The 22,472-nt window shown below is 68.4% G+C and carries 24 protein-coding genes and 2 tRNA genes; 11 read left to right on the top strand and 15 right to left on the bottom strand.

All coding sequences use genetic code 11. From position 1 onward, the window contains the following. Window positions 1-5: 5 nt before the first annotated feature. Window positions 6-668 (bottom strand): protein-L-isoaspartate(D-aspartate) O-methyltransferase, encoded by a 663-nt coding sequence (locus N7I30_RS10650; RefSeq protein ID WP_498638695.1) that lies wholly within the window; start codon window positions 666-668, stop codon window positions 6-8. Window positions 669-737: 69 nt separating this feature from the next. Next, window positions 738-1,667 (bottom strand): NADP-dependent oxidoreductase, encoded by a 930-nt coding sequence (locus N7I30_RS10645; protein ID WP_498638693.1) that lies wholly within the window; start codon window positions 1,665-1,667, stop codon window positions 738-740. 208 nt (window positions 1,668-1,875) lie between these two features. Between N7I30_RS10645 and N7I30_RS10640 the strand changes: the two genes are divergently transcribed. Further along, on the top strand, window positions 1,876-2,664 hold the full coding sequence (locus tag N7I30_RS10640; protein ID WP_498638691.1) for an HpcH/HpaI aldolase family protein: 789 nt from the start codon (window positions 1,876-1,878) through the stop codon (window positions 2,662-2,664). A 76-nt stretch (window positions 2,665-2,740) separates the two neighbouring features. On the opposite strand, the gene N7I30_RS10635 is transcribed toward N7I30_RS10640, so the two are convergent. Beyond that, window positions 2,741-3,856, bottom strand: a complete 1,116-nt coding sequence (locus tag N7I30_RS10635) for a helix-turn-helix transcriptional regulator (RefSeq protein ID WP_498638689.1) — start codon at window positions 3,854-3,856, stop codon at window positions 2,741-2,743. Window positions 3,857-3,947: 91 nt separating this feature from the next. Beyond that, window positions 3,948-4,346 carry an ANTAR domain-containing protein gene (locus tag N7I30_RS10630; protein ID WP_498638687.1) on the bottom strand — a complete coding sequence of 133 codons (399 nt, stop codon included), beginning with the start codon at window positions 4,344-4,346 and terminating at the stop codon, window positions 3,948-3,950. A 350-nt stretch (window positions 4,347-4,696) separates the two neighbouring features. Between N7I30_RS10630 and N7I30_RS10625 the strand changes: the two genes are divergently transcribed. Both N7I30_RS10625 and N7I30_RS10620 read left to right on the top strand, forming a co-directional pair. After that, a complete protein-coding gene (locus N7I30_RS10625) occupies window positions 4,697-5,134 on the top strand; it encodes an FGGY-family carbohydrate kinase (RefSeq protein WP_498638684.1) in 438 nt (145 codons plus the stop codon). Beyond that, window positions 5,131-5,982: a TIGR01459 family HAD-type hydrolase gene (locus tag N7I30_RS10620; RefSeq protein WP_498638682.1), complete on the top strand. Its 852-nt coding sequence runs from the start codon at window positions 5,131-5,133 to the stop codon at window positions 5,980-5,982. Before N7I30_RS10625 ends, N7I30_RS10620 begins: the two co-directional genes overlap by 4 nt. 46 nt (window positions 5,983-6,028) lie before the next feature. Here the strand turns inward: N7I30_RS10620 and N7I30_RS10615 are convergent, their stop codons facing one another. After that, on the bottom strand, window positions 6,029-6,703 hold the full coding sequence (locus N7I30_RS10615; protein WP_498638680.1) for a class II aldolase/adducin family protein: 675 nt from the start codon (window positions 6,701-6,703) through the stop codon (window positions 6,029-6,031). 86 nt (window positions 6,704-6,789) lie between these two features. Next, window positions 6,790-7,683: a sugar-binding transcriptional regulator gene (locus N7I30_RS10610; RefSeq protein WP_475363813.1), complete on the bottom strand. Its 894-nt coding sequence runs from the start codon at window positions 7,681-7,683 to the stop codon at window positions 6,790-6,792. A 687-nt stretch (window positions 7,684-8,370) separates the two neighbouring features. Between N7I30_RS10610 and N7I30_RS10605 the strand changes: the two genes are divergently transcribed. Continuing rightward, complete coding sequence (locus N7I30_RS10605; RefSeq protein ID WP_188077535.1) at window positions 8,371-10,041, top strand: BCCT family transporter; 1,671 nt, start codon at window positions 8,371-8,373, stop codon at window positions 10,039-10,041. A gap of 336 nt (window positions 10,042-10,377) precedes the next feature. Continuing rightward, the gene (locus tag N7I30_RS10600; RefSeq protein ID WP_498638678.1) at window positions 10,378-10,626 is read left to right on the top strand and encodes a hypothetical protein; all 249 of its coding nucleotides are present in this window, start codon (window positions 10,378-10,380) and stop codon (window positions 10,624-10,626) included. Between the two features lie 12 nt (window positions 10,627-10,638). Here the strand turns inward: N7I30_RS10600 and N7I30_RS10595 are convergent. Further along, a tRNA-Met gene (locus tag N7I30_RS10595) sits at window positions 10,639-10,715 on the bottom strand. A 227-nt stretch (window positions 10,716-10,942) separates the two neighbouring features. On the opposite strand from N7I30_RS10595, the gene N7I30_RS10590 reads away from it, so the two are divergent. Further along, entirely contained in the window at window positions 10,943-11,902 is a 960-nt protein-coding gene (locus tag N7I30_RS10590) for a Gfo/Idh/MocA family protein (protein ID WP_370197094.1), read from the top strand. Window positions 11,903-11,983: 81 nt separating this feature from the next. Here N7I30_RS10590 and mnmA read toward each other — a convergent pair whose 3' ends face one another. Further along, entirely contained in the window at window positions 11,984-13,156 is a 1,173-nt protein-coding gene (gene mnmA / locus N7I30_RS10585; protein WP_498638677.1) for a tRNA 2-thiouridine(34) synthase MnmA, read from the bottom strand. 373 nt (window positions 13,157-13,529) lie between these two features. Between mnmA and sciP the strand changes: the two genes are divergently transcribed. Continuing rightward, window positions 13,530-13,820 carry a CtrA inhibitor SciP gene (sciP, locus tag N7I30_RS10580; RefSeq protein WP_024348827.1) on the top strand — a complete coding sequence of 97 codons (291 nt, stop codon included), beginning with the start codon at window positions 13,530-13,532 and terminating at the stop codon, window positions 13,818-13,820. A gap of 408 nt (window positions 13,821-14,228) precedes the next feature. Here the strand turns inward: sciP and N7I30_RS10575 are convergent, their stop codons facing one another. Beyond that, window positions 14,229-14,597, bottom strand: coding sequence for a flagellar export protein FliJ (locus tag N7I30_RS10575; protein ID WP_210310337.1), 369 nt, complete (start codon window positions 14,595-14,597; stop codon window positions 14,229-14,231). Window positions 14,598-14,965: 368 nt separating this feature from the next. Between N7I30_RS10575 and ctrA the strand changes: the two genes are divergently transcribed. Beyond that, window positions 14,966-15,661 (top strand): response regulator transcription factor CtrA, encoded by a 696-nt coding sequence (ctrA, locus tag N7I30_RS10570; RefSeq protein ID WP_009208810.1) that lies wholly within the window; start codon window positions 14,966-14,968, stop codon window positions 15,659-15,661. A 164-nt stretch (window positions 15,662-15,825) separates the two neighbouring features. Here ctrA and N7I30_RS10565 read toward each other — a convergent pair whose 3' ends face one another. Continuing rightward, on the bottom strand, window positions 15,826-16,239 hold the full coding sequence (locus N7I30_RS10565; protein WP_228240202.1) for a response regulator: 414 nt from the start codon (window positions 16,237-16,239) through the stop codon (window positions 15,826-15,828). Window positions 16,240-16,368: 129 nt separating this feature from the next. Next, window positions 16,369-16,995, bottom strand: coding sequence for a histidine phosphotransferase ChpT (gene chpT, locus N7I30_RS10560; RefSeq protein WP_009208808.1), 627 nt, complete (start codon window positions 16,993-16,995; stop codon window positions 16,369-16,371). Between the two features lie 249 nt (window positions 16,996-17,244). Here chpT and N7I30_RS10555 point away from each other — a divergent pair, with 249 nt between their 5' ends. Together N7I30_RS10555 and N7I30_RS10550 are read left to right on the top strand one after the other, a co-directional pair. Further along, window positions 17,245-17,835 carry a DUF1134 domain-containing protein gene (locus N7I30_RS10555; protein WP_230785682.1) on the top strand — a complete coding sequence of 197 codons (591 nt, stop codon included), beginning with the start codon at window positions 17,245-17,247 and terminating at the stop codon, window positions 17,833-17,835. A 158-nt stretch (window positions 17,836-17,993) separates the two neighbouring features. Continuing rightward, complete coding sequence (locus N7I30_RS10550; protein WP_498638674.1) at window positions 17,994-19,133, top strand: hypothetical protein; 1,140 nt, start codon at window positions 17,994-17,996, stop codon at window positions 19,131-19,133. A 108-nt stretch (window positions 19,134-19,241) separates the two neighbouring features. On the opposite strand, the gene N7I30_RS10545 is transcribed toward N7I30_RS10550, so the two are convergent. From N7I30_RS10545 to N7I30_RS10530, 4 genes are all read right to left on the bottom strand, one after another. Continuing rightward, entirely contained in the window at window positions 19,242-20,063 is an 822-nt protein-coding gene (locus N7I30_RS10545; protein ID WP_498638672.1) for a TrmH family RNA methyltransferase, read from the bottom strand. A gap of 101 nt (window positions 20,064-20,164) precedes the next feature. Next, window positions 20,165-20,554: a cell envelope integrity protein TolA gene (tolA, locus tag N7I30_RS10540; protein ID WP_475365199.1), complete on the bottom strand. Its 390-nt coding sequence runs from the start codon at window positions 20,552-20,554 to the stop codon at window positions 20,165-20,167. 237 nt (window positions 20,555-20,791) lie between these two features. Beyond that, a tRNA-Glu gene (locus tag N7I30_RS10535) sits at window positions 20,792-20,866 on the bottom strand. 70 nt (window positions 20,867-20,936) lie between these two features. Next, the gene (locus N7I30_RS10530; RefSeq protein ID WP_228240222.1) at window positions 20,937-21,275 is read right to left on the bottom strand and encodes a hypothetical protein; all 339 of its coding nucleotides are present in this window, start codon (window positions 21,273-21,275) and stop codon (window positions 20,937-20,939) included. Between the two features lie 117 nt (window positions 21,276-21,392). Between N7I30_RS10530 and N7I30_RS10525 the strand changes: the two genes are divergently transcribed. Beyond that, window positions 21,393-22,427, top strand: coding sequence for an RluA family pseudouridine synthase (locus N7I30_RS10525; protein ID WP_188077680.1), 1,035 nt, complete (start codon window positions 21,393-21,395; stop codon window positions 22,425-22,427). Window positions 22,428-22,472: the final 45 nt, after the last annotated feature.

The raw sequence follows: 22,472 nt of genomic DNA, 5'->3' as shown, positions 1-22,472 counted from the left end.
GCCCGTCAGTCTCCGGCGCCGCCCGAAGCGTCCGGCCAGCCTTCGCGGCCGATCAGCGGCACGAAGGCGACCATCTCGAGCACGGTCTCGTCGAATTCCGTGGCCGAGCGCCGGGTGATCCGGCGCAGTTCCTGGCCCTGCCGCGTCCGGCCGACCGGGATCACCAGCCGCCCGCCCATCGCCAGTTGCGCGCGCAGCGCCTCGGGAACCGCCGGCGCGGCCGCGGCCACCAGGATCGCGTCGAAGGGAGCGGCGCTCTCCAGCCCTTGCGTGCCGTCCCCGATGGTCACCGCGACATCGTAGCCGAGCGCCTGCAGCCGCTCGCGCGCCGCTTCGCCCAGCGCCGCATCGCGCTCGATCGAGACGATGGTCGCCCCCATCTCGGCCGCGACCGCCGCGGCATAGCCCGAGCCGGTGCCGACATCGAGCACCCGGTCCCCCGGCGCGATCGCCGCCGCTTCCAGCATCCGCGCGACGATATAGGGCTGCGAGATCGTCTGCCCGCCGCCGATGGACAGCGGCCCGTCCACATAGGCGGACGACACCAGCGCCTCCGGCACGAAGGCCGCGCGCGGCACCCGTCCCATGGCGTCGAGCACGCGGCGGTCCGAGATGCCGTGGCGGACGAGCTGGTCCTCCACCATCCGGCGGCGCAGTTCCTCGCTCATCGGCTCTCTCCCTGGTTTCCGGTCGCCCTCGCGCAGCTCTCCCGTTGCTCTTTGCCCCGCTGTCGCCGCTTACGGCACCGGGCTGAGCACGATCTTGCCGCGCACATGGCCGGTCTCGATCCGCTCATGCGCCGCCGGCAGATCCGCGAACGCCATGGTCGCGATCTCCGGCGGCCGCACAGCACCCGAGGCGACGAGGTCGAGGATCCGCGTCAGATGCGCCCGGTCGCGCCCGACATGCGGCCGCACGATCCGGATGTTTTCGGGCGTCGCCATGTCGGCCGGCCCCAGCGCAATGTGCACCAGCAGGCCGCCGGGCTTCAGCACCTTCAGCGAGCGACGATGCACCTCGCCGCCGATCGTGTCGAACACCACGTCGCAATCGGCCACCGCCTCCTCGAAGGACGTGGCCGTGTAGTCGATGACGCTGTCGGCGCCGAGATCGCGCAGATAGTCTTGGTTGCGCGCACTGGCCGTCACGAACACCTCCGCGCCGACATGGCGGGCATATTGCACGGCGAAGCTGCCGACGCCGCCGGCCCCGCCATGGATCAGGATACGCTGGCCGCGCGCGAGCTGCGCCACGTCCTCCAGCGCCACCAGCGCCGTCAGCCCGGTCAGCGCCAGCGCCGCCGCCTCGACATGGGACAGCGCCTCCGGCTTGCGCGCAACGAGCCCGGCGGAGACCGCGACCTTGCCGGCGCAGGCGCCCTCGTGGCCGCGGTCGAGCACCCCGAACACCGCATCGCCCACCGCGACATCGGTCACGCCCTCGCCGAGTCTTGCAACCGTGCCGGAGAAATCCCGGCCGAGCGTCAGCGGAAAGCGGATGGCATCCGCCCCCGGCGAGCGGCCGGCCCGCAGCTTGGCATCGGCCGGATTGACGCTCGCCGCCGCGACCGTCACCAGCACCTCGCCCGGCCCCGGCGCCGGATCGGGCACCTCGCGCAGCATCAGGCTGTCCGCCGGTCCGAATTCATCGATCTGCCAGGCCTGCATGGCCGCCTCCCCCTCAATTGCGCCGATGCGGCGACATGCCGAAACTGGCGGGCGCGCCACCGTCCCGCAAGCGGCACCGCCTCCTCGCGCTCCCGCCGCCTCACCCCTTATGGTCCTCTGCCCGGAAGAAAAGAACCGGCGAGACGCTTTCGTCCCGCAACTTTCCCGCCTATCACTTCATCAGGCAACCTGACGGATTGGAAGACCCATGGCGCATCCCGTGACCGCTCGCGAGAATCGGCTGAAGACCCGCGTGGCGGCGGGCGAGAAATCCTTCGGCGTCTGGCTGCAAAGCGCCAATGCGACCACGGCCGAGATCGTCGGGCTCGTCGGCTTCGACTTCGTCATCATCGACCAGGAGCACGGCACCGGCGATATCCAGTCGGCGATCGACATGATGCGCGCACTCAATGGCACGCCGACCACCGCCATCATCCGCGTGCCGGCCGCCGATCCCGCCTATCTGAAGCGCATCGTCGATGCCGGCGCCGAGGCCGTGCTGGTGCCCATGGTCAATTCCGCCGCCGAGGCGCAGAGCGTCGTCGACGCCTGCCTCTACACACCCTTCGGCCAGCGCGGCAACGCCGCTGCCGTCGTGCGCGGCTCGCGCTACGGCCTGGTGCCGGACTATGTCGCCACCGCCCATGAGCAGCTGATGGTCATCCCGCAGATCGAGACCGTCGAGGCCGTCGCCAATGCCGAGGCGATCGCCTCGGTGCCCGGCGTCGACATGGTGTTCATCGGCCCCGCCGATCTCTCTGGAAGCGCCGGTATGCCCGACCAGACCGGCGCCCCCGAGGTCGAGCGGCTGATTGCCGAGGCCGAAGCGGCCGTGCGCCGCGCCGGCAAGCCGTTGGCCACCGTCCCGCGCCAGGGTCGCAGCTGGCAGCAGCTCCTCGGCGAGGGCTACGCCGCCGTTGCCTCCGGCAGCGACATCGCCTGGCTGCGCGACGCCGCCCTCGCCCAGGCAAAGGAGTGGCACGATTTCGCCGGCTGACCGGTCCTCGGCGGGCTGACCCTGCCGCGCGCAGCCGTGGGCGCTTTCTCAGCCCCCTTTGCGGCGGCGACCAGCATCAATCCGCGTCGGCCTTGCCGGCCGCTGCCGGGTCCGGCCCCGGAACATGCAGCCCGGCCAGCAGGCTGACGAGTTCGGCCTGCCGGGACAGGCCGGTCTTCATGAACACCGCCTTCAGCTGTGAGCGGACGGTCTCCGGCGAATTGCCGGAAATCCCGGCCAGCGTCTGGATGGTGCCGCCCCTGGCGATGCCGCGCGCGACGCGGGATTCGGCCGGCGTCAGGTCGAACAGCCCTTCGATGATGTCCGCCGACGGCACCTCGCGGCGCGTCACCGGCGTGATCAGTAGAACCGCCGAGGCCGAGAAGAAGATGTCCCGCGCCGCCAGCCGCACCGGCACCAGATGGGCGATCATCGGCGGATGCCCTTCGCGCGCCGCCAGCGGGATCGAGCGCATCGACCTCGCCCGGCCTTCCGACAGGACGTCTGCCAGCAGCGCATCGGCGCCCGGATCGCTGAAGGCGACGCGCTTGCTGCCGTCGCGGATCACGTCCGGGATCAGCGCCTCGAACAGCCGGTTCGCCGCGGCGATGCGGTGCGACAGCGACAGCACCGCCCCCGGCAGGCCGACGAGACCGAGCATTTCCGTCGCCGCATGCGCCCGCTCCAGCTCCAGCCGTCCGGACAGGACGGCCGCCCGCGCCAGATGCGGCCGCAGCGCGTCGAGCTTGTCCACGGCGGCACGGTCGAAGGGGCCGTCGTCATAGCGGCGCTCGAAGGTGTAGAGCAGCTTGTCGCCGGTCGGCACCTTCACGCCCGTCCCGGCGCACCACCCATAGCCTCGGGGCCGCAGGAACTCCGTATACATGGGCTGGGTGTCGAGGTGCTCGCGCGTCATCACGTCGAGCTCGGTGATGAAACCCGGATGGGTGGACGTCAGTCCGTGCGGCGTCCGCATATCCATCTCGGGGCGGCCGAGCGCCGCGAAGTCGGCGAGCAGGTCGGACATCATCTTCGAACCGACCCAGCGCATGCCGTCCGGATGAAGGTCGAGCAGCGCGCCACCGCAGCTTCCCACCTCTTCGGCGACGTCGTGGAGAATGGCCGGCCAGAACTCGCCGACGAAGGCAGCCTCGTAGATCCTGTCGACAAGGTCCGTCTCGCCGCGTGGCATGCTCCGCTCCGTCCGATGGCTCACAAGCCATCAGACGCTACGAATTACATCCTCTGCGTGCAAGCGGGATGCATCGCCTGCATGTTTCGCCTCACGCATGTCCCTCGCGCTCGACCACCCGCAGCACGTAGTCGCCGAGGAAATCCGGCGTCTCCGGATCGTAGCGGACAGTCGCGATATAGGGGTACTCGTCGGCGAAGGTCCCGAGGTCACCGCTGGCCGAGAACAGCAGCGTCGGGATCCGCCGGCGCTTGAGCACCGCGAGCACCATCGGCAGATAGCGGCAGCGGGCATCGACGCCGACCACGGCCACGTCGTAGTGGCGGCGCAGAAGGTAGCCGAGCTTCGCCGGCAGGCTGATGCAATCCGTCAGGATCTCCCGGCCGAGGAGGACGTCCTCGATGAACGCGGCCACCAGCGGGTCGTCGACCAGCACCAGCGCCTCCAGGCCGGACATCCTGCCGCCGAAACTGCCGGCCCCGTCCATCATCGCCCGACACCCGCCATCTCCTGCACGCACCGCGCCCCTTCGAGGACGGGAATGCGCCGACGCCTTCCTGCGGAACTGCGGCTCGAAACGGTGGCACCCGCGACAGCCTGATGCATGATCGTGCCCTTCGGTGCGCGGGCACTGGCCCGCATTGTTCCCATGGTCCCGCCGGCCGCCCGTCTCCGCATCCCCCGTTTGAGGGATACGCCCGGCAAACCGGCCGCATCGGCCCGTCACGACCCAAAAGAACCAGGCGCCTGCGATGATTCGGCCGGGTTTCGGCACCTCATATACAGAAACCTGCCGTAGCGTCATTTGACAGGCGCATCAGAAGGTAAAAATTTTTACGCGTGCTGAAAAGAGCCGCACAGGCCGGACCGCCACATGGGGGAGCGAAACATGATCGCCACGGCTGCGCCGCCTCGTTTGACCACCGCTCCGTCCCGCCGGACGCCGGGTGCCGCCCTGCCGATCCGCCATTGCATCGACCGCACAGCCCCAACGCCATCCCGCAGCCGCGCCTGACACCGCGCCCGGCGGAGGATACGATTTTCCTGCAGGGGCTCCTCGAAGGCATCGCGCGGATCGAGACGATGGGGTATCGCAAACTCGACGCACTCGGCGCCTCGCCGCTTCGCAGTGTCCGCACGGTCGGCGGCGGCGCCGTCAACACGGCTTGGACTCAGATCCGCCGGGCCATGCTGGGCGTGCCCTTCCTGCCGGCGCGGGCATCGGATGCGGCGGCGGGCACGGCGCGTCTCGCCCTCGGCAGGAACGACTTCCCATGACCGGTCACGCCATGCAGTTCGACAGACTTCGCGACATCGCCGAACGCTACGACGCCTTCTTCCTCGACCAGTTCGGCGTCGTCCATGACGGCACCGCGGCCTATCCCGGCGCGCCCGAGGCGGTCGCGGCGCTGGCCGGCCTCGGCAAACCGGTGCTGTTCGTCACCAATTCCGGCCGGCCGGCGGCGTTCAACGAGGACCGCCTCGCCCGTCTCGGCATCGCGCGCAGCCTCTATCTCGCCTGCGTCACCTCCGGCGACGTCGCCATCGGTCTGTGCGAAGACGGCACCATCCCGCTGCCGCGGGACCGCGAGACACGCTGCCTGACCCTGTCGAGCCCCGGCGACACCAATCTGTCCGACCGGCTCGGCTGCCGCGCCGTCGAGCCGGCCGAGGACGCCGATCTGGTCGTGATCGCCGGCAGCCAGGCCGACCGCATCGCCATGGCCGAGTATGAGGACCGCATGCGCCCCGCCGCGCGCCGCGGCGTGCCCTGCATCTGCACCAATCCCGACCGCGAGATGCTGACGCCGCAGGGCCTCGTGCCGGCCGCTGGCGCGATCGCCGACCTCTATGCGGCGCTCGGCGGCGAAGTGACCTTTGTCGGCAAGCCCTATGGCGAGATCTATGCCGCGGCCCATGCGCTGATCGCCGACGTCCCGCCGTCGCGCATCCTCTGCGTCGGCGACAGCATCGACCACGACATGGCCGGCGCCGCGTCCTTCGGGGCAGCCAAGGCATTGGTACGCACCGGCATCCTCGCCGGCGCCGGCGACGAGACGGTCGCCGGCCGGATCGCGGAGGAAGGCGTCACCGTCGACCATCATCTCGCCAGCCTGCAATGGTGAGCCGTCGATAGCGACGCGCCTCTATCAGCTCGGCGATACGCGCGTCTCAGTTGGCGACGGCGTCGCGCGATTGCAGGCCGTAGCTGCCGAACCCCTCCAGCACCTCGGCGATCTCGGCATCGCTCAGGATCACCGGACCACCCGGTAGCAGCAGGCTGTGGTGATATTGCTGGGCCAGCGTCTCCAGCTCGACCATCCGCCACATCGCCTTGTCGAGATCGCTGCCGATGGTGATGGCGCCGTGATTGGCGAGCAGGCACCCCGTCCGCCCGTCCAGCGCCGCCAGCGCTTCGCGGGACAGCGCTTCCGTGCCGTAGCGCGCATAGCCCGAGCATTTCACGTCGGTGCCGCCGAACACGGCGACCATGTAGTGGCAGGCGGGGATCGCGCGGCGGGTCATCGCCAGCGTCGTGGCGAAGATGGGATGGGCATGAACGACCGCGCCGGCGTCCGGCCGCGCGCGCAGGATATCGCGGTGAAAGCGCCATTCGGTCGACGGCTTCAGCGGCCCCGACCAGTCCGATCCGTCCCCCTCCAGCGGCACCGAGACGATCATCTCCGGCGTCAGCGCCTCGTAGGGCGTCGCGCTCGGCGTCAGCAGCATCGCATCGCCGTGTCGCGCCGAGATGTTGCCCGACGTGCCCTGATTGATCCCGTTGCGGTTCATCTCCAGGCACAGATCGATGATTTGCTGCCGCACCGCCCGTTCGCTGTCGCGCATTGCCCCCTCCCTCTCGATTGTCATTCGCCCCGGCACCGGAACCGGGCCCATGCTCCCGCCCGGCCCAGACGCGCGCTAACCGCCCCTCACCCGGCGGCGTTCTCCGCCAGGATCGCCCGGGCCGTCACCTCGTCTGTTACCAGCCCGTCCAGGAATTCGCTGCGCAGCAGCGCCAGGATCGGCGACACCTTGTCGGCTCCGCCCGCCAGCGCCACGACCCGCGAGGCCCGCAGATGGTCCAGCGTCGGCGACAGCGCCCGGGCGCTGACGGCCTCCGCCACCGGCTGCCCCGCCGCGTTGAAATAATGGCCGAGCAATTCGCCGACCGCCTTGCCCGCGCGAATCTCGCCGATCTCGTCGGAGCCCACCAGGCTGGCGGTGAACAGGAACGCGTCCTCGGTCACGTCGCCGATGCCGGCAAAGACCAGCGGCGCCGAGCAGGCGAGGTCGAAGACTTCGCCGACGCCCGGCTGGCTCAGCAGCACCGCCTTGTCCTCGGCCGTGTTGGCGAAGGTCGGCAGCGGGATCTGGAAAGCCTCCGCGCCGGTCTTTTCCGCCAGCCGGTGGATCACGTCGTAGGGATTGGCGGCAAAGCGCCGGGTGAAACCGCCGAGCACCGAGACGAAGCGCGTGCGTCCGGTCGCCACCGCCGGCATGGCATCGACGGCCGCCGCCAGGGTACGGCCATGGCCGACGCCGATCAGCGCGTGTTCGCCGCGCTCGATCTCGTTCTTCAGGAAGTTCGCGCCGGCGATCCCCAGCACCCGCAGCGGCAGCGCCGTCTCCTCGCCGAGATCCGGCGCCACGCTGCAGAATTCGAGCCCGAAGCGCTGGCGGATCGTCTCCTCGAGCTCGAGGCATTCGGCGACTTCCGCATCGACGAAGACCCGCACAAGCCCGTCGCGATTGGCGCGGGCGATCAGCCGATGCGCCTTGATGCTGGTGACGCCGAGCCGCTTGGCGATCTGGCCCTGGGTCATCCCGCCGGAAAAATACAGCCACGCCGCCCGCGCCGCGAGACCGGCTTCCCCGTATTCGTCATGGCGATGGGGCGCCTCGTTCGGCACGGCAATCTCCCGGTTCCGCGGACATCGCCGCACGCCAATTCACCGATCGCGCAGCGTCGCGGGAGCTATCCACCGCCGCCGCACGCACGGCAAGCCTCGCTCCCGGCGCCTGCCGCCGACTGCACAGAATCCTAGAGGCGCGCCCACAGAATTGCAAAATATTGCGTCATGTGCATAGATTTTCATGTCGCTGCAGAAACCGGAGGCGGCCCCCGGGCAGACGAGGCGTTCATGGCCTTTACTGCCTCGAACTCGCCTTCCGCGAGCGCGAGCCCGCCGATCGCCAGGCCGTGGCGGCCCTCGCCGAATCCGTCGCCCACTGGGCCCCCTATGCGGACACCGGCCTCGCCACCGCCCAAAACGATCGCGTCCCGTCGCCCGCCTGACCCGCACGCTCCCTGCGCGATTCCACCTTGCGCTCGCCGCCGACGCCGGGGCGATCCGCCACGCACAGGCCGCCGCACGGCCGCCCCGCGTCACGCCAAACCCCGCCCGTGCCGGCTGGAGTGCGGCCACCTTTCGAAGCGCCCATTGCGTGACTTTCCGCCGGACCGCCCCATAAGTAGCTGACCAACGACGCGAAACGGAGCTCGATCGACCATGGCTGGCATGCGACCCCAGGAACGCCTCTGGATTTTCCCGAAGGTCAATCGCCCGGTCTTCCTCGTCTCCGCCCTGCTGATCGTCGCCTTCATCGTCTTCGGCGCGATCTTCAGCGATTTCGCCAATACCGTCTTCACCGGCGTCCAGGGCTGGCTGACCGGCTATCTCGGCTGGGCGATGATCGTCCTCGTCAACGCCCTCCTCGTCTTCGTGGTCTTCCTGGCGCTCGGCCCCTTCGGCGACGTCCGGCTCGGGCGCTCGGACGAAAGCCCCGAATATTCGCTGTTCTCCTGGACCTCCATGCTGTTCAGCGCCGGCATCGGCATCGGCCTCATCTACTGGGGCGTCGCCGAGCCGATGTACCATTTCTTCGCTCCGCCGAACGCCGAGCCGGAAACCGTCGCCGCCGCCCAGGAGGCGATGGCCATCAGCTTCATGCACTGGGGTTTCCACGCCTGGGCGATCTACGCGGTCGTCGCGCTGGCGCTGGCCTATTTCCACTTCCGCAAGGGCCTGCCGCTGGCGATCCGCTCGGCTCTGTTCCCGCTGATCGGCGACCGGATCTACGGCCGCTGGGGCGACCTCGTCGACATCATCGCCGTCTTCGGCACGATGTTCGGCATCGTCACCTCGCTCGGCCTCGGCGCCATCCAGGTCAATACCGGCCTCACCCAGCTCTTCGGCGTGCCCGAGCATGTCAGCGTCCAGATCGCGATCATCGCGGCGATCACCGCCATGGCCACCATCTCCGTGGTCGCGGGCCTCGACGGCGGCATCAAGCGCCTGTCCAACATCAACATCGTCCTGACGCTGCTCTTCCTCGCCTTCATGGTGATCGTCGGGCCGACCCTGTTCATCTTCGACAGCTTCGTCGGCAATTACGGCTACTACATCAGCCGCCTGATCCCGCTCGGCACCTGGAGCGAGAGCTGGCGCGCCGGCAACGAGGCCGGCGACTGGCAGAACAGCTGGACCATCTTCTACTGGGCCTGGTGGATCAGCTGGGCGCCCTTCGTCGGCGTCTTCGTCGCGCGCATCAGCCGGGGCCGCACGGTCCGCGAGTTCATCGTCGGCGTCATGCTCCTGCCCTGCACGATCATGTTCTTCTGGTTCACCGCCTTCGGCGGCACCGCCATCTCGATCTCGCTCACCGGCGATCCGGCGCTGATCGAGGCGACCCGGGAGAATTACGCGAACACCATGTTCGTGCTCCTCGGCTACTTCCCCTATTCCGGCGTCGCGTCCCTCTTCGCCACCGTCTTGATCGTCATGTGGTTCGTGACCTCCTCCGATTCGGGCAGCTTCGTCATCGACATGCTGACCGCCGGCGGCGATCCCAACCCGCCGAAGATCCAGCGCATCTTCTGGGCGGTCTCGGAGGGCGCGGTCGCCTCGGTGCTGCTCCTCGCCGGCGGCCTCGGCGCCCTGCAGGCGGCGGCCGTCATCGCCGGCTTCCCCTTCGCCGTGGTGCTGTGCCTGATCGCCTGGGGCCTGATGCGCGCCCTGCGCTGGGACGACCTGATGGTCCACCGCCACCGCCAGCGCTTCCGCAGCGATGCCGAGGCCGAGCACAACATGGGCACCGAAGCCCACGACGCCTATGCCGAGCTCCCCTCCGCCGGCGAACCCGACGCCCCGCCGCCATCCTCCGCCGTCCCGGCAGAGTGACCGGCGGAGGTCGAGGGTCCGGATAAACGAAAGAAAAGCGAAACGGAGGGCGTGCCACTACGCGCGCCCTCCGAGCTGTGGGCCGGACGTGCCGACGGCGCCGCTACTGTCTTGGCAGGCCCGGGCACCCGGTCGTCACGAGAGCCCCATGCCGGTTCGGCGCGTATCCGCCCGGATCGAACGCCCTCGGACGAGAGGTCGCGACACCGCCGCCTCCGGGCCACGTTGGCTCATGCTGACATCTCGCCCCATCCCCTGATTGGGGGATGCTCAGGCACCCGAATTATTCGACACATGTCCCGTTAGGGCATCCGCCCTACGCAAAGGGGCACCGTCATGAATTTCATTGCAGCAATCGCGATTTTCCTGAGTTCCACACCGGTGGGCGAATGCCAGCGAACCTCCGCATTGCACTGGTTCACCCTCTCGCAACCCAGCACCGGCCTCGCCGACTGCATGCGCGAGGGCATGCTCTCGGCAGCACGCTCACGGCTGCTCAAGGGCGGCGACTACCCGAAGGTGTTCTGCCGCCCGACCGGATCGGCGCAGATCGCCGCTGCCCGGAACCGGATGTCGAAACCGTAGATGCAGGATGAATGGTAGCGGGAGAGGGACTTGAACCCCCGACACGCGGATTATGATTCCGCTGCTCTAACCAGCTGAGCTACCCCGCCACGGAGCGGATCGTCGCAACGACCGCTCGGAACGAGGGCGGATATAGGAGAGGGCGCGGACGCCTGTCAATGCCTTCGCTGAGCTTTCGCCCAGGAAGCCGCGATGCGCTGGCGCTCGGCCCCTAGGGCCGCGGGTCTGCGCGCCCTGCGCCGCGCTTTGCCATGCCCGACTTGCGAGGCGTCCGCCGCTTCGCTAGGTCGAAGCCATGTCAGCTGAGGTCCATGCCATGTCGCCAAGAATCGCCGTCGTCGGATGCGGGCAATGGGGCCAGAATCATATCCGCACCCTGGCCGAGATCGGGGCCCTGGCCGCCGTCGCCGACCGCAATCCGGACCGCGCCGCAGCCTTCAGCGAGCAATACGGCGTTCCCGCGCTCGCGCCCGAGGCCGCCATCGCCTCCCCGGACATCGACGCCCTCGTCCTGGCGCTGCCGGCCTCTGTGCATGGCGTCACCGCCCGCGCCGCCTTTGCCGCCGGCAAGGACGTTTTGATCGAAAAGCCGATCGCCCTCGACCCGGCCGATGCCGAACGCACCGCCGCGGCCGCCCGCGAGGCCGGACGGCTGTTGATGGTCGGCCATGTCCTGCGCTTCAATCCGGTGTTCCGGGCGCTCTGCGACGAGGTCGCGGCGGGGCGCATCGGCACCCTGCGCCACATGATCTCCACCCGCATGGGCCTCGGCCGCTTCCTCGGCATGGATGTGGTCTGGGACCTCGCCCCGCACGATCTGTCGATGGTGCTGCATCTGGCCGGCGCCCATCCGGTCGATGTCGCCTGCCGCCGCCGCACCGTCCTCAGCGACGAGACCGACATTGCCGACATCGTCATGGACTTTCCCGGCGGCGTCGGCGCCGAAATCCACGTCTCGCGGGTCTCGCCCTATCGCGACCGGCGCTTCTCGGTGATCGGCACCAAGGGCATGCTGACCTTCGACGATCTGGCGCCGGAAGGCGAAAAGCTCGCCTTCTACGCCCACACCGTGTGGCGCACGGACAATGCCTTCGCCTTCGAGAACGCCCCGGCGCAATATCTGGAGACCGAGCCGGGCATGCCGCTGGATCGGGAATTGCGGCATTTCATCGAGTGCATCGGCACGCGGGCCGAGCCCGAGACCGGCGCCGACGAAGCCGTCGAGACGGTGCGGATCCTGTCCCTCGCCTCGCCACTGGCGCGCACGCCCGGCTGATGATGAAGAAGGCGGATGGGAAACCCTGCCGGTCCCCCGTCCGCCTGAGCGCCCGCCTGCCTGCTTCCCGCCTGATCGCGCCTATTCGGCGGCCAGCACCGGCGCGGCGCGCTGCGCCCTCTGCGGCCGGTCGGTCTCGCTGATCACGCCGCCGCCCAGCACTTCGGCGCCGACGCCCTCGCCGCGATAGAAGACGCAGGCCTGCCCCGGCGCGACGCCGTCCTCGCCCGAGGCCAGCTCCACCGTCCAGACGCCGTTCTCGACATGGATGCGCGCCGGTGCCGGCGGCCGGGTCGAGCGCACCCGCACGTAGATCTCCTCGTCAGCCGCTGCCATCTCCGCCGGATCGGTGCGGCCCAGCCAGTTGACGTCGCGCAGGGTCAGGCGGCGCGTTGCCAGCGCCTCGCGCGGGCCGACGACGACCTGCGCCGTCGCCGGGTCCAGCGCCACCACATAGAGCGGGTCGGCCGCGGCGATGCCGAGCCCCCGGCGCTGGCCGATCGTGTAGTGCACGATGCCCGCGTGACGGCCCAGATGCCGCCCGTCCAGATGGACGATGTCGCCGGGCTCGCTGGCTTCCGGCCGCAGCTTGCGGATGACGTCGCTGTAGCGGCCCTTGGCCACGAAGCAGATGTCCTGGCTGTCGGGCTTGGCGGCGACGACGAGGCCGTGGCGCTCGGCCAGCTCACGCGTCTGCGGCTTGGTCAGCCCGCCCAGCGGAAAACGCAGGAAGTCGAGCTGCTCCTGGGTGGTGCCATAGAGAAAATAGCTCTGGTCGCGGTCGAGATCGGCCGGCCGGTACAGGCTGCGATGGGCGCCGTTCTGGCGGCTCTCGATATAATGGCCGGTCGCCAGCGCGTCGGCGCCCAGATCCTGCGCCGTCGCCAGCAGGTCGCGGAACTTGACCGTCTGGTTGCAGGCGACGCACGGGATCGGCGTCTCGCCGGCGAGATAGCTGGCGGCGAACGGATCGATCACCGCCTTGCGGAACCGGTCCTCGTAGTCGAGCACGTAATGGTGGATGCCCAGCGTCTCGGCGACGCGGCGGGCATCGTGGATGTCCTGGCCGGCGCAGCACGAGCCGGCGCGCCGTGCCCCCTCGCCCGCATCGTAGAGCTGCAGCGTGATGCCGACGACGTCGTAGCCCTCCTCCTTGAGGATCGCGGCCACTACGGAGGAATCGACCCCGCCCGACATGGCGACGACGACGCGCGTGTCGGCGGGTGGCTTCGGCAGATCGAGACTGTTCGACATCGGCCACTCCGGCAGCGTGTTCGAATGGACGGGATGTGGGTACGGGAATGCCCGCTTCTACCCGCAGGCGGGGTCCGAATGCAAAATCCCTGTGGCGGCAGCATGACGGCGAACCCGACTCGCGAGGCGCAAAAAATTTCGTCGCGACCGTCATTTTCCGCCTCCGCGGGGCGCCGATCGGGGCTTGCGGCGGCGAAATGCGGATTTTCGGAGGCCACTTTCCACGCCGTCAGGGCGAAAAAGCCGGGATTCGCAGGCAGTTGGCCAATTGCTTCAAACTGTTATCGAAACCTTACGCGACGCTTGACGGATTTTTTAGGAGCGGCGTTCTAGGTTGGGGCTCGATTAGGTCTTGAGTGTTGTAGAGAGTACAATGACCGATCAGGTTAGACCACGCGTTAAGTACGTCATTGGCCCCGACGGCAGCCCGTTGACGATTGCCGACCTGCCGCCATCCAACACCAGACGTTGGGTCATCCGCCGCAAGGCCGAGGTCGTTGCCGCCGTGCGCGGTGGCCTCCTCAGTCTCGATGAAGCCTGCTCGCGGTACACGTTGACCGTCGAGGAGTTCGTCTCCTGGCAGATGTCCATCGACCAGCACGGGCTTGCCGGACTGCGCACCACGCAGATCCAGGAATACCGCAAGAAATCCGACCTTCACTGAAGGTCGGATCGGGCCCCGCCTCGTGCGGGGCTCTCAGCGCCCGGCTCCGGCCGGCCGCAAACCGGTTGATCCGCCTGCCGCGGCCGCCTCACGGCGCCGTGCCGTCGCCGATCGAATCGCCTGGACCGCGCTGCGCACGAATCCGCCGGTCCGATTCCCGCTCCCCTCCCCTTGCGCTTTCCGCCCGCCCGATTGCCGGCCGTTCGCCTGCGTGCGTCCGCCTGTCGCGGCATCGCCGCGTGGCCGATCCCCGATACGGAAAATGCCAGGCCCGCCCATCCGGCGTCCTGGCACTGAGATCACGCGGCCTTGGGAGAACCGGGCCGGCCGGTCACCGCCCCCGTCGCCGCGCGGCGCCAGGGGCTCAGTGACAGATTGCCGGCGCGGTTCGCGCCGGGCGGTCGCTGGTCAGCCGACGGCTTCGCGGCGGTCGTCGTCGCCGTCGCGCTGGCCGTCGCGCAGCTCCAGCTTCTCGGCATGCAGCAATTCGGCCTCGGCCTCTTCCAGCGCCAGCTTCGCGGCGTTGATCTGGGTCCGCAGGTCCTGGACCGAATTGGTCAGGTTGTCGCGACGCGAGCGCGCCGCCTTGGCGAAGGTCGGATAGGCGAAATGGGTGATATCGGTAATCCCCGCCTTCTTTTCCTCGTTCGAAATCTGATGATCGAGCTCGGCCGCCATCCGGGCGAACTCCCCCATCATCAGTTCGAGCTGCTCGAGCTGACGACGCTTTTCGCTGACCTTGAAACGCGTCAGTCGCACCAGGTTGTCACGCTTCATCACTCAAACTCCAGATGACGGGCTCCGTCTGACGGCCCGGAAAAGATGCGGCGGACGGTTTTGGGCAAGCCTCGTGAGCTATGCGTTTAACCGTCTGTTTACGCGCACCATTAATCATAGGGGTGAGGATTTAAGGCTGGGTAAACCGAACGCACCGACTTTGGCGGATCGCTCAATCAGGCGGAACACCGGGGTCAGACCAAGGGAAACCAGGTCTTTCATCGTAGGACAGATGCCCGCAGCCCGGCCGACCGTTCGGATTGTGAGCATTTGTTAACCACTTCGTGCCACTTTTGGGCCGAACTTTAGACAAACCGGGGCCATGCCGTTTACCCGAATCGGCAGGGCTGGGCTAAGAGGAATTTCTGATGCGCGTTCTTTTGATCGAAGATGACAGCGCGGTCGCGCAGAGCATCGAGCTCATGCTCAAGTCAGAGAGCTTCAACGTCTATACGACCGATCTGGGCGAAGAAGGCGTCGACCTCGGCAAGCTCTACGACTACGATCTCATCCTTCTCGATCTGAACCTGCCGGACATGTCGGGCTACGAAGTCCTGCGCACCCTGCGCCTGTCCAAGGTGAAGACGCCGATCCTGATCCTCTCCGGCATGGCGGGTATCGAGGACAAGGTGCGCGGCCTCGGCTTCGGCGCCGACGACTACATGACCAAGCCGTTCCACAAGGACGAGCTGGTCGCCCGCATCCACGCCATCGTCCGCCGCTCCAAGGGCCATGCCCAGTCGGTCATCAACACCGGCGACCTGACGGTCAATCTGGATGCCAAGACGGTCGAAGTGAACGGCCAGCGCGTGCATCTGACCGGCAAGGAATACGCCATGCTGGAGCTGCTCTCGCTGCGCAAGGGCACCACCCTCACCAAGGAAATGTTTCTCAACCACCTCTATGGCGGCATGGACGAGCCCGAGCTGAAGATCATCGACGTCTTCATCTGCAAGCTGCGCAAGAAGCTGGCGACGGCCACCGAGGGCAAGAACTACATCGAGACGGTCTGGGGCCGCGGCTATGTGTTGCGCGAGCCGGAAGTCGCCCGCGGCGCCGCCTGATCGCGCGCCCGGCTTTCTGATCGCGTCCCGGATCTTTCGGGACCTGTCTTCCAAACGGCCTGCCCGGTTCCCCGCGGCGGGCCGTTTGGCATTCGGGCCTGGCTGTTTTCGTGCTGGCTGTTGCGGATGATCGGCGCGATGCGCCCTGCCCCGCAGAGCCCGACTTACGCGGCCGAGGCCGAAGCCGAGGCGCCTTCCGCGCTGGTGCCGGCAGCCTGGACGAACGGCGTCAGCCAGCCTTCCAGCGCGCTGCGATCGAATGGCTTGTAAATATAGTCGGTGACGCCGGCCCGGCGCAGGCGCGTCATCAGGCCGAGATTGGACTCCACGATCGAGGCGAGGATCACGGTCGGCCGCCCCTCCGCCTCGGCGCGCAGATGGCGGACCAGCTCGACGCCGGCCGGATCTTCCGCCGACGCCGCGACGATCACGATCTCCGGCAGGCCGTTGGCGGCGACCCACGCCTTGGCCTCGTCGCCCGAAGCAACCCCTTCCACCGTCAGTCCCATCTGGAACAGGATGCGCGACGCCACCTTCCGGATCACCGGAGCCGGATCGACGATCAGACAGCTCTGCATGGGCGCTCACCTCTCCTGACGGGGCCCGGACAATCCGTCCGGAACTCCTTCGTGGTGGATCAGTCCTAGCGCAGCATCTTTGCTGTTTCGTTCAGGAACAGGGGTAACATTACCTAAACGGCGTGTCCGTCAGGCCACTGTGAACAGAACCGAGCCCTCGGTCTTCTCGTGCGCGACCGTCAGGCCGGATTCCTGTGCCAGGAACAGCGTGTAATAGGGCTGGATCGTCTGGGCATCCATCGCCTCCTGCGCCACGTCGCCGTTGAGCAGGGCCATCAGCCGCGGCTGGATGCGGATGCGGTCGCCGGTGGCGCGCACCGTCGCGCGCGGCGGATCGATCGATTCGATCACCACCTTGATCTCCCCGCCCCGGCTGATCGAGGCGTTGGCCAGGACGATCAGATTGAGGATGATCTTGACGAAATTCTTGGCCACGTAGCCCGGTTCGCCCTCCCAGACGATCGCCGCCTTCTCGTGGTTCATGTAGCCGTTGGCGACGGTCTTGGCGTCGTTCAGGTCGATCGTCGCGGTCTGCGAGCCGGCGGCGCCGAAGGCGATGCGGGCGAATTGCAGCTTGGCGACGGCCGATTTCAGCGAATGGCGGACCAGCTCCATCGATTCGGGATCGTTCGGCATGTCGTCCAAGAGCTCGAGGCCACTCTGGATTCCGAACACCGGCGAGATGATGTCGTGGCATAGCTTGCTGGACAACAGCGCGGCGAGATCCGCAGCCGACAGTTCGGGAAGGGTTGTCATGCAGGAGGTTCCGTTCGATCGAGCCATGGGGAGCCGACGGCGAATCAGCCGTCTCGCTTTGGCACAAAGCATGGGTTCCTGCCCGGAATCCGTCAACCGAGCCGCATCATCCGTACCGCCGCGACACGCACATTGCGGGCGTTAGGCGATTGGAAAGCATGTTTTGGTCAAATGCCGGATATCGCGTCGCAAGCGGGTACGGGGTCGGTCGTTGATCGCCCGCGCCCGCCCTGTCGAAAGGAACCGAACATGAATGCCATCACAGGGGCGGTCCGCAGTCTCCTCTTCGCTGCCGCCACCGCATTCCTCGTCGCAGGCTTCGGCGCTGCATCTCCCGCTTACGCCCAGGCCGGCACCAGCGGCTACAACACCGACGAGGTCATCGCCACCGGCCATAAATTCTTCGGCACCACTTCCGGCAGCCTCGCCCAGGTCGTCGAGCAGGCCTTTAAGAAGTTCGGCCTGCCGAACGGCTACATCCTCGGCGAGGAAGCCGCCGGCGCCTTCTTCGGCGGCCTGCGCTTCGGCGAGGGCACACTCTTCACCAAGAATGCCGGCGAGCACCGCATCTTCTGGCAGGGCCCGTCGCTCGGCTTCGATGTCGGCGGCGACGGCGCCCGCACCATGATGCTGGTCTACGACCTGCCCTCGGTGGAAGCCGTCTATGGCCGCTTCGGCGGCGTGTCGGGCAGTGCCTATCTGGTCGGCGGCCTCGGCATGACGGTGCTGACCCGCGACAACATCGTGCTGGTGCCGATCAAGACCGGCGTCGGCGCCCGTCTCGGCGTCAATCTCGGCTATCTCAAGCTGACCCCGATGCCGACCTGGAATCCCTTCTGAGCCCATCACCCGCGCGGCGGCCGGTCAGCCCGGCCGCCGCAAGCGTTGCCCGATGACCATACCGGACCGTGAATCGCGCACCGAAAAGCCCGGGCCTCGGCCCCTATTGTCGCTTCGTGCGTTATAAGGGTATCCGAAAGCCCCCAGCGTAGGTCCCCATGATCGCCTCCGGCCTGATATTCCTGTTCGGCTTCTTGGCCGCTGCCCTGATCGCCCTGCTCGTGTCCCCGATCGTCTGGCGCCGCGCCAAGCGACTGGCCCGCCGCGAGTTCGAGGCGACGATTCCCGTCAGCGCCAACGAGATCCGCGCCAGCTACGACCATGTCCGGGCCCAGGCTGCCATGGAATCCCGGCGCCGCGAGATGGAAGCCCACGCCGTCCGCGAGAAGGCCGCGCTGGAGCGCGCCGAGGCCGGCCGCGTCGCCGTCGAGAATGCGGATCTGCGCGGCCGCAACCGCGTCCTCACCGAGACCGTCGCCCAGAACGTCGCCGATCTGAAGGAGCTCTCCGCCGCCCTGGAGGCCCGCGAGCAGGACTATCGCAAGCTCGAGGAAGAGCTGCGCGAGACAGTCCACGACCTCGACCTGCGCACCGAGGAGATGAACGCCCTTTCCGATCGCTTCCGCGACCTGACCGGCATCGCCGAGGACCGCAAGCTCAGCATCGTGTCGCTCGAGACCCGGCTGGAGGAAGCCCAGGACGAGGTCCGCTCGCAGGAGCGCATCGGCCGCGAGCGCGACAATGCGATCGACCGCCTGCGCAGCCAGGTCGGTGCCCTCGACGCCAGCCTGCAGAAGGAAAAGGCGACCGCCCGCAAGCTCGAGGAAAAGGTCATCCGCCTCACCGCGCGCCTCGCCGACCAGGACGAGCGCCTGTCGCTGCACGCCGGCGGCCGGGACACTCTGGAAGACGAGGCGGACGCCGATCTGCCGCAGGCGACCCGGTCGGACGACACATCCCCGGACGACATCGACAAGACTCCGGTCGTGGCGGCCGCTGCCCCGGTCAGCGCCGAGGCCGTGCGCCGCCAGCTGGAAGAACATCTCGACCTGCCGGCCCATCCCCTGGGCGGGGACGACGACGAGGAAGCCCTGCGCGAGCGCATCAGCGACATCGCCGCCCGGGTGATCCACCTGACCGGCAAGGCCGAAGGTCCCGATTCCGTCATCGAGCGCATTCTGGCCGCCGACGAGTCCGGCAAGACCGGCACCGCCGAAAGCGGACGCCCGACACTGGCCGGCCGGGTCCGGCGCCTGCGCGCCGAGGAATCGAAAACCACCGGACAGGCCGCCGAGTAACTCGCGCCCGCCGGCGCCTCGCCGCCTGACAGCCGAGCCGACCCCGCGCCCCACCGCCGCCGCCAATCGACAATGCGGTATCTCGGCCTTTGGAGCCCCGCCCCCCCGCTACGCCGCCGTGCCGTCTCCGGCAAACAGCCGGTGCAGGACGATCGCCGCCGAGGTCGCGACATTCAGGCTGTCGAGCCCCGGCGCCATCTCGATCCGCACCGTCTCGACCGCCCGCATCAGCTCCGGCGACAGCCCCTGCCCTTCGGCGCCGAGGCACAGCGCCGTGCGTCCTGCCGTCGCCAGCCCGGCCAGCGGCGTCTCGCCGGCCGGCGACAGCGCGAGAACCCGGTAGCCCGCCGCCCGGCACGCCGCGACGAGGCTCTCGCCCGTCCCTTCCCGGCACCAGGGCACCGTCAGGGCCGTGCCCACCGACACCCGCAGCGCCTTGCGATAGAGCGGATGGCAGCTCGTCGCGTCGCACAGCACCGCACCGGCACCGAACGCCGCCGCATTGCGGAAGATCGCACCGAGATTGTCGTGGTTGGAGAGGCCGGCGGCGATGACGATGGGCCGCCCGCCAGCCGCGGCGATGGTCTCGGCCACTGACGGCCGCGCTCCGCGCTCCGCCCCATGGGCCAGCACGCCGCGATGCACGGCAAAGCCGGCGATCCCGTCGAACACCGCCTGGTCCGCCACATGGATCGGCACATCGTCCGGAAACCGCGCCAGCCGCTCGGCCAGTCCGGCCAGCCGGTTGCGCAGGATCAGCAGCGATGTCGGCCGGAAGCGCCGCGACACCAGGAGCTGGTCGAGCACCACCGTGCCCTCGGCGATGAAGCCGTCACGGCCGACGAGATCGCGGTCGCGCACATTGCGAAACGGCTCGCCCCGCGGATCGGCCGGGTCGTCGATGGCGATGGTGGAAAGCGAAACCGGCATGGGAGACGTCGGACCAATCGAATGCGGCGCCGCAGCGCCCGGGGCGGCCTGCGTATCGCCGATCGCCGCAGCGGGCAAACAGGCAGGCCGCATCGCCGGCATCAGTCCGGCAGTTCGAACTGCGACGCCCCCGAGGCCTTCTCCATCTCGAAGGTCACCCGCGTTTCCTTCCACTCCTCATAGGGCGCGTCCGGGGCGCGCAACGGCAGGCAGCGCTTCATCGCCCTCACCGCTGCGTCGCGCAAAGTCCGTTCGACAGCATTCGCCGGAACGTAGTCGGTGCTCGCCTTCACGAGATCGGCGTCGGGCCCAAGTTGCAGGACGAAGGTGATGGGCCGGACCGAGGTGGCCCTCTGCGCCGACGGCGAGGTCCAGCACCGCTTCACCTGCGCCTCGATGCTGGCGACCGGCTTCTGTGCCGAGGCGACGGTCGTGGTGAGGCACAGGGCGAGTGCCAGTGTGAGAATCTTCCGGCCCATGGCTGCGGACAATCGGTTTTCCCCGTTGCGATGACAATACAGACAGCGTCCTACCACGCCGCCGCCCACGTCAGCGAGCGACGAACTGGCGCGCCTCGACACGAGAGCGGGAAGCGCGAGACGGATCGGCCAGGCCCCGCCACGGCAAGGCGCTCTGCGCCGCCCAAGAACGCGAAGCGACACTCGGCTGCGAACAATGTCATCGATGATTGGAAGCCAGCAAACACTGCAACCACCCGAGAGGGGGAGTGGTACGCCCAAGGGGAATCGAACCCCTGTTTGCGCCGTGAGAGGGCGCCGTCCTAACCGCTAGACGATGGGCGCTTGCTGCTGAGCGAGGATATAACCGGGCGATTTGCCCGATGCAAGGGGGGCATCGGGCAAATTCTGCGAACTATTGCGGCAGCGCGTAGCGGGCCGTGACGCTGCCGTCGGTGAGCGACACGAGATACAGCGACACCTCGGACCCGTTGCGCACCCGCAGGAGCGCCTGCTTGCCGTCGAGCGAGCTTTCCAGCACCTCGCTGCCGGCCGGCAGCGCGATGGCCGTCTCGATGCCCTCCAGCGGCCCCGGCCCGCCCATGGTGCGGTAGACAATGGCCGCCAGCACGGCCATAAGCCCGATCGTCATGATCCCGATCGAGACCACCAAAAGGCGCACCATCTTGCGCCGGAGCCGTTCGGTCGCCGGGTCGAGCGGCTTTTCGGTGTCGTCATTGTCCTCGATGCTCATGGCGCGTCCGGTCGGTCTGGCGGCGGCATCGTCCCGAAGGATGCATCTGGTTTCGGGACGGGACACCGCATTGAGAGGGATCAAAATGCCTGTCACTCCAGCGGATCGGGCACTGTGATGGTCGACATCGCTCCTACAGGGCCGCAAGCCGCCGACACAAGCCGCTTTCTGGTCGAGGACGACCGGGCCGGCATCCGGCTCGACGCCTTCGTCGCCGCCGCCAGCGACGGCGCGCTGTCGCGCAGCCGCGCCCAGGCCCTGATCGCCGACGGCCAGGTCACCGTCGACGACGTGACCGTCACCGTCGGCAAGCGCAAGCTGGTCGCCGGCGAGATCGTCGCCGTCGACATTCCGCCGCCGTCCGATCCGGAGCCCCTGCCCGAGCCGATTCCGCTGAGCATCGTCTTCGAGGACGAACACCTCGTCGTGATCGACAAGCCGGCCGGCCTCGTCGTCCATCCCGGTCCGGGCAACTGGACCGGCACGCTGGTCAACGCGCTGATCCACCATTGTGGCGACAGCCTCTCCGGCGTCGGCGGCGTCAAGCGGCCCGGCATCGTCCACCGTCTCGACAAGGACACCAGCGGCCTGCTGGTCGTCGCCAAGTCCGATGCCGCCCATCAGGGTCTCGCCGACCAGTTCGCCGCCCATGGCCGCGACGGTCGCCTGTCGCGCGCCTATCTGGCGCTGGTCTGGGGCGTCCCGTTGCGGCCCAGCGGCACGATCGACGCGGCGCTCGGCCGCTCCACCACCGACCGCGTCAAGCGCGCCGTCGTCGCCGCCGACCGCGCCGACGCCCGCCATGCCGTCACCCGCTTCAACCTCGTCAAGGCCTCGACGCTGGACGACGGCATCGCGTCGCTGGTCGAATGCGTGCTGGAGACTGGCCGCACCCACCAGATCCGCGTCCACATGGCGCATATCGGCCATCCGCTCGTCGGCGACGACGTCTATGGCGCCGGCTTCCGCAGCAAGTCGCGGCGGCTGGAGGACGATGCCCGCCATGTCGTCGAGCGCTTCGACCGCCAGGCCCTGCACGCCGTCCGCCTCGGCTTCGTCCACCCGGTCACCGGCGAGGATCTGGCGTTCCAGGCGGATTTGCCGGCCGATATGGTGGAACTGTGCGCCGCCTTCGGGATTTCTACTGGGTAAGACCCGTTGCCGAGGCCATTGGTGAGCGTTCGCGAACAGATCGTT

Source organism: Aurantimonas litoralis (assembly GCF_026153195.1).
GTDB classification, from domain to species: domain Bacteria; phylum Pseudomonadota; class Alphaproteobacteria; order Rhizobiales; family Rhizobiaceae; genus Aurantimonas; species Aurantimonas coralicida.
This window is presented reverse-complemented; position numbering and strand designations above follow the sequence as displayed.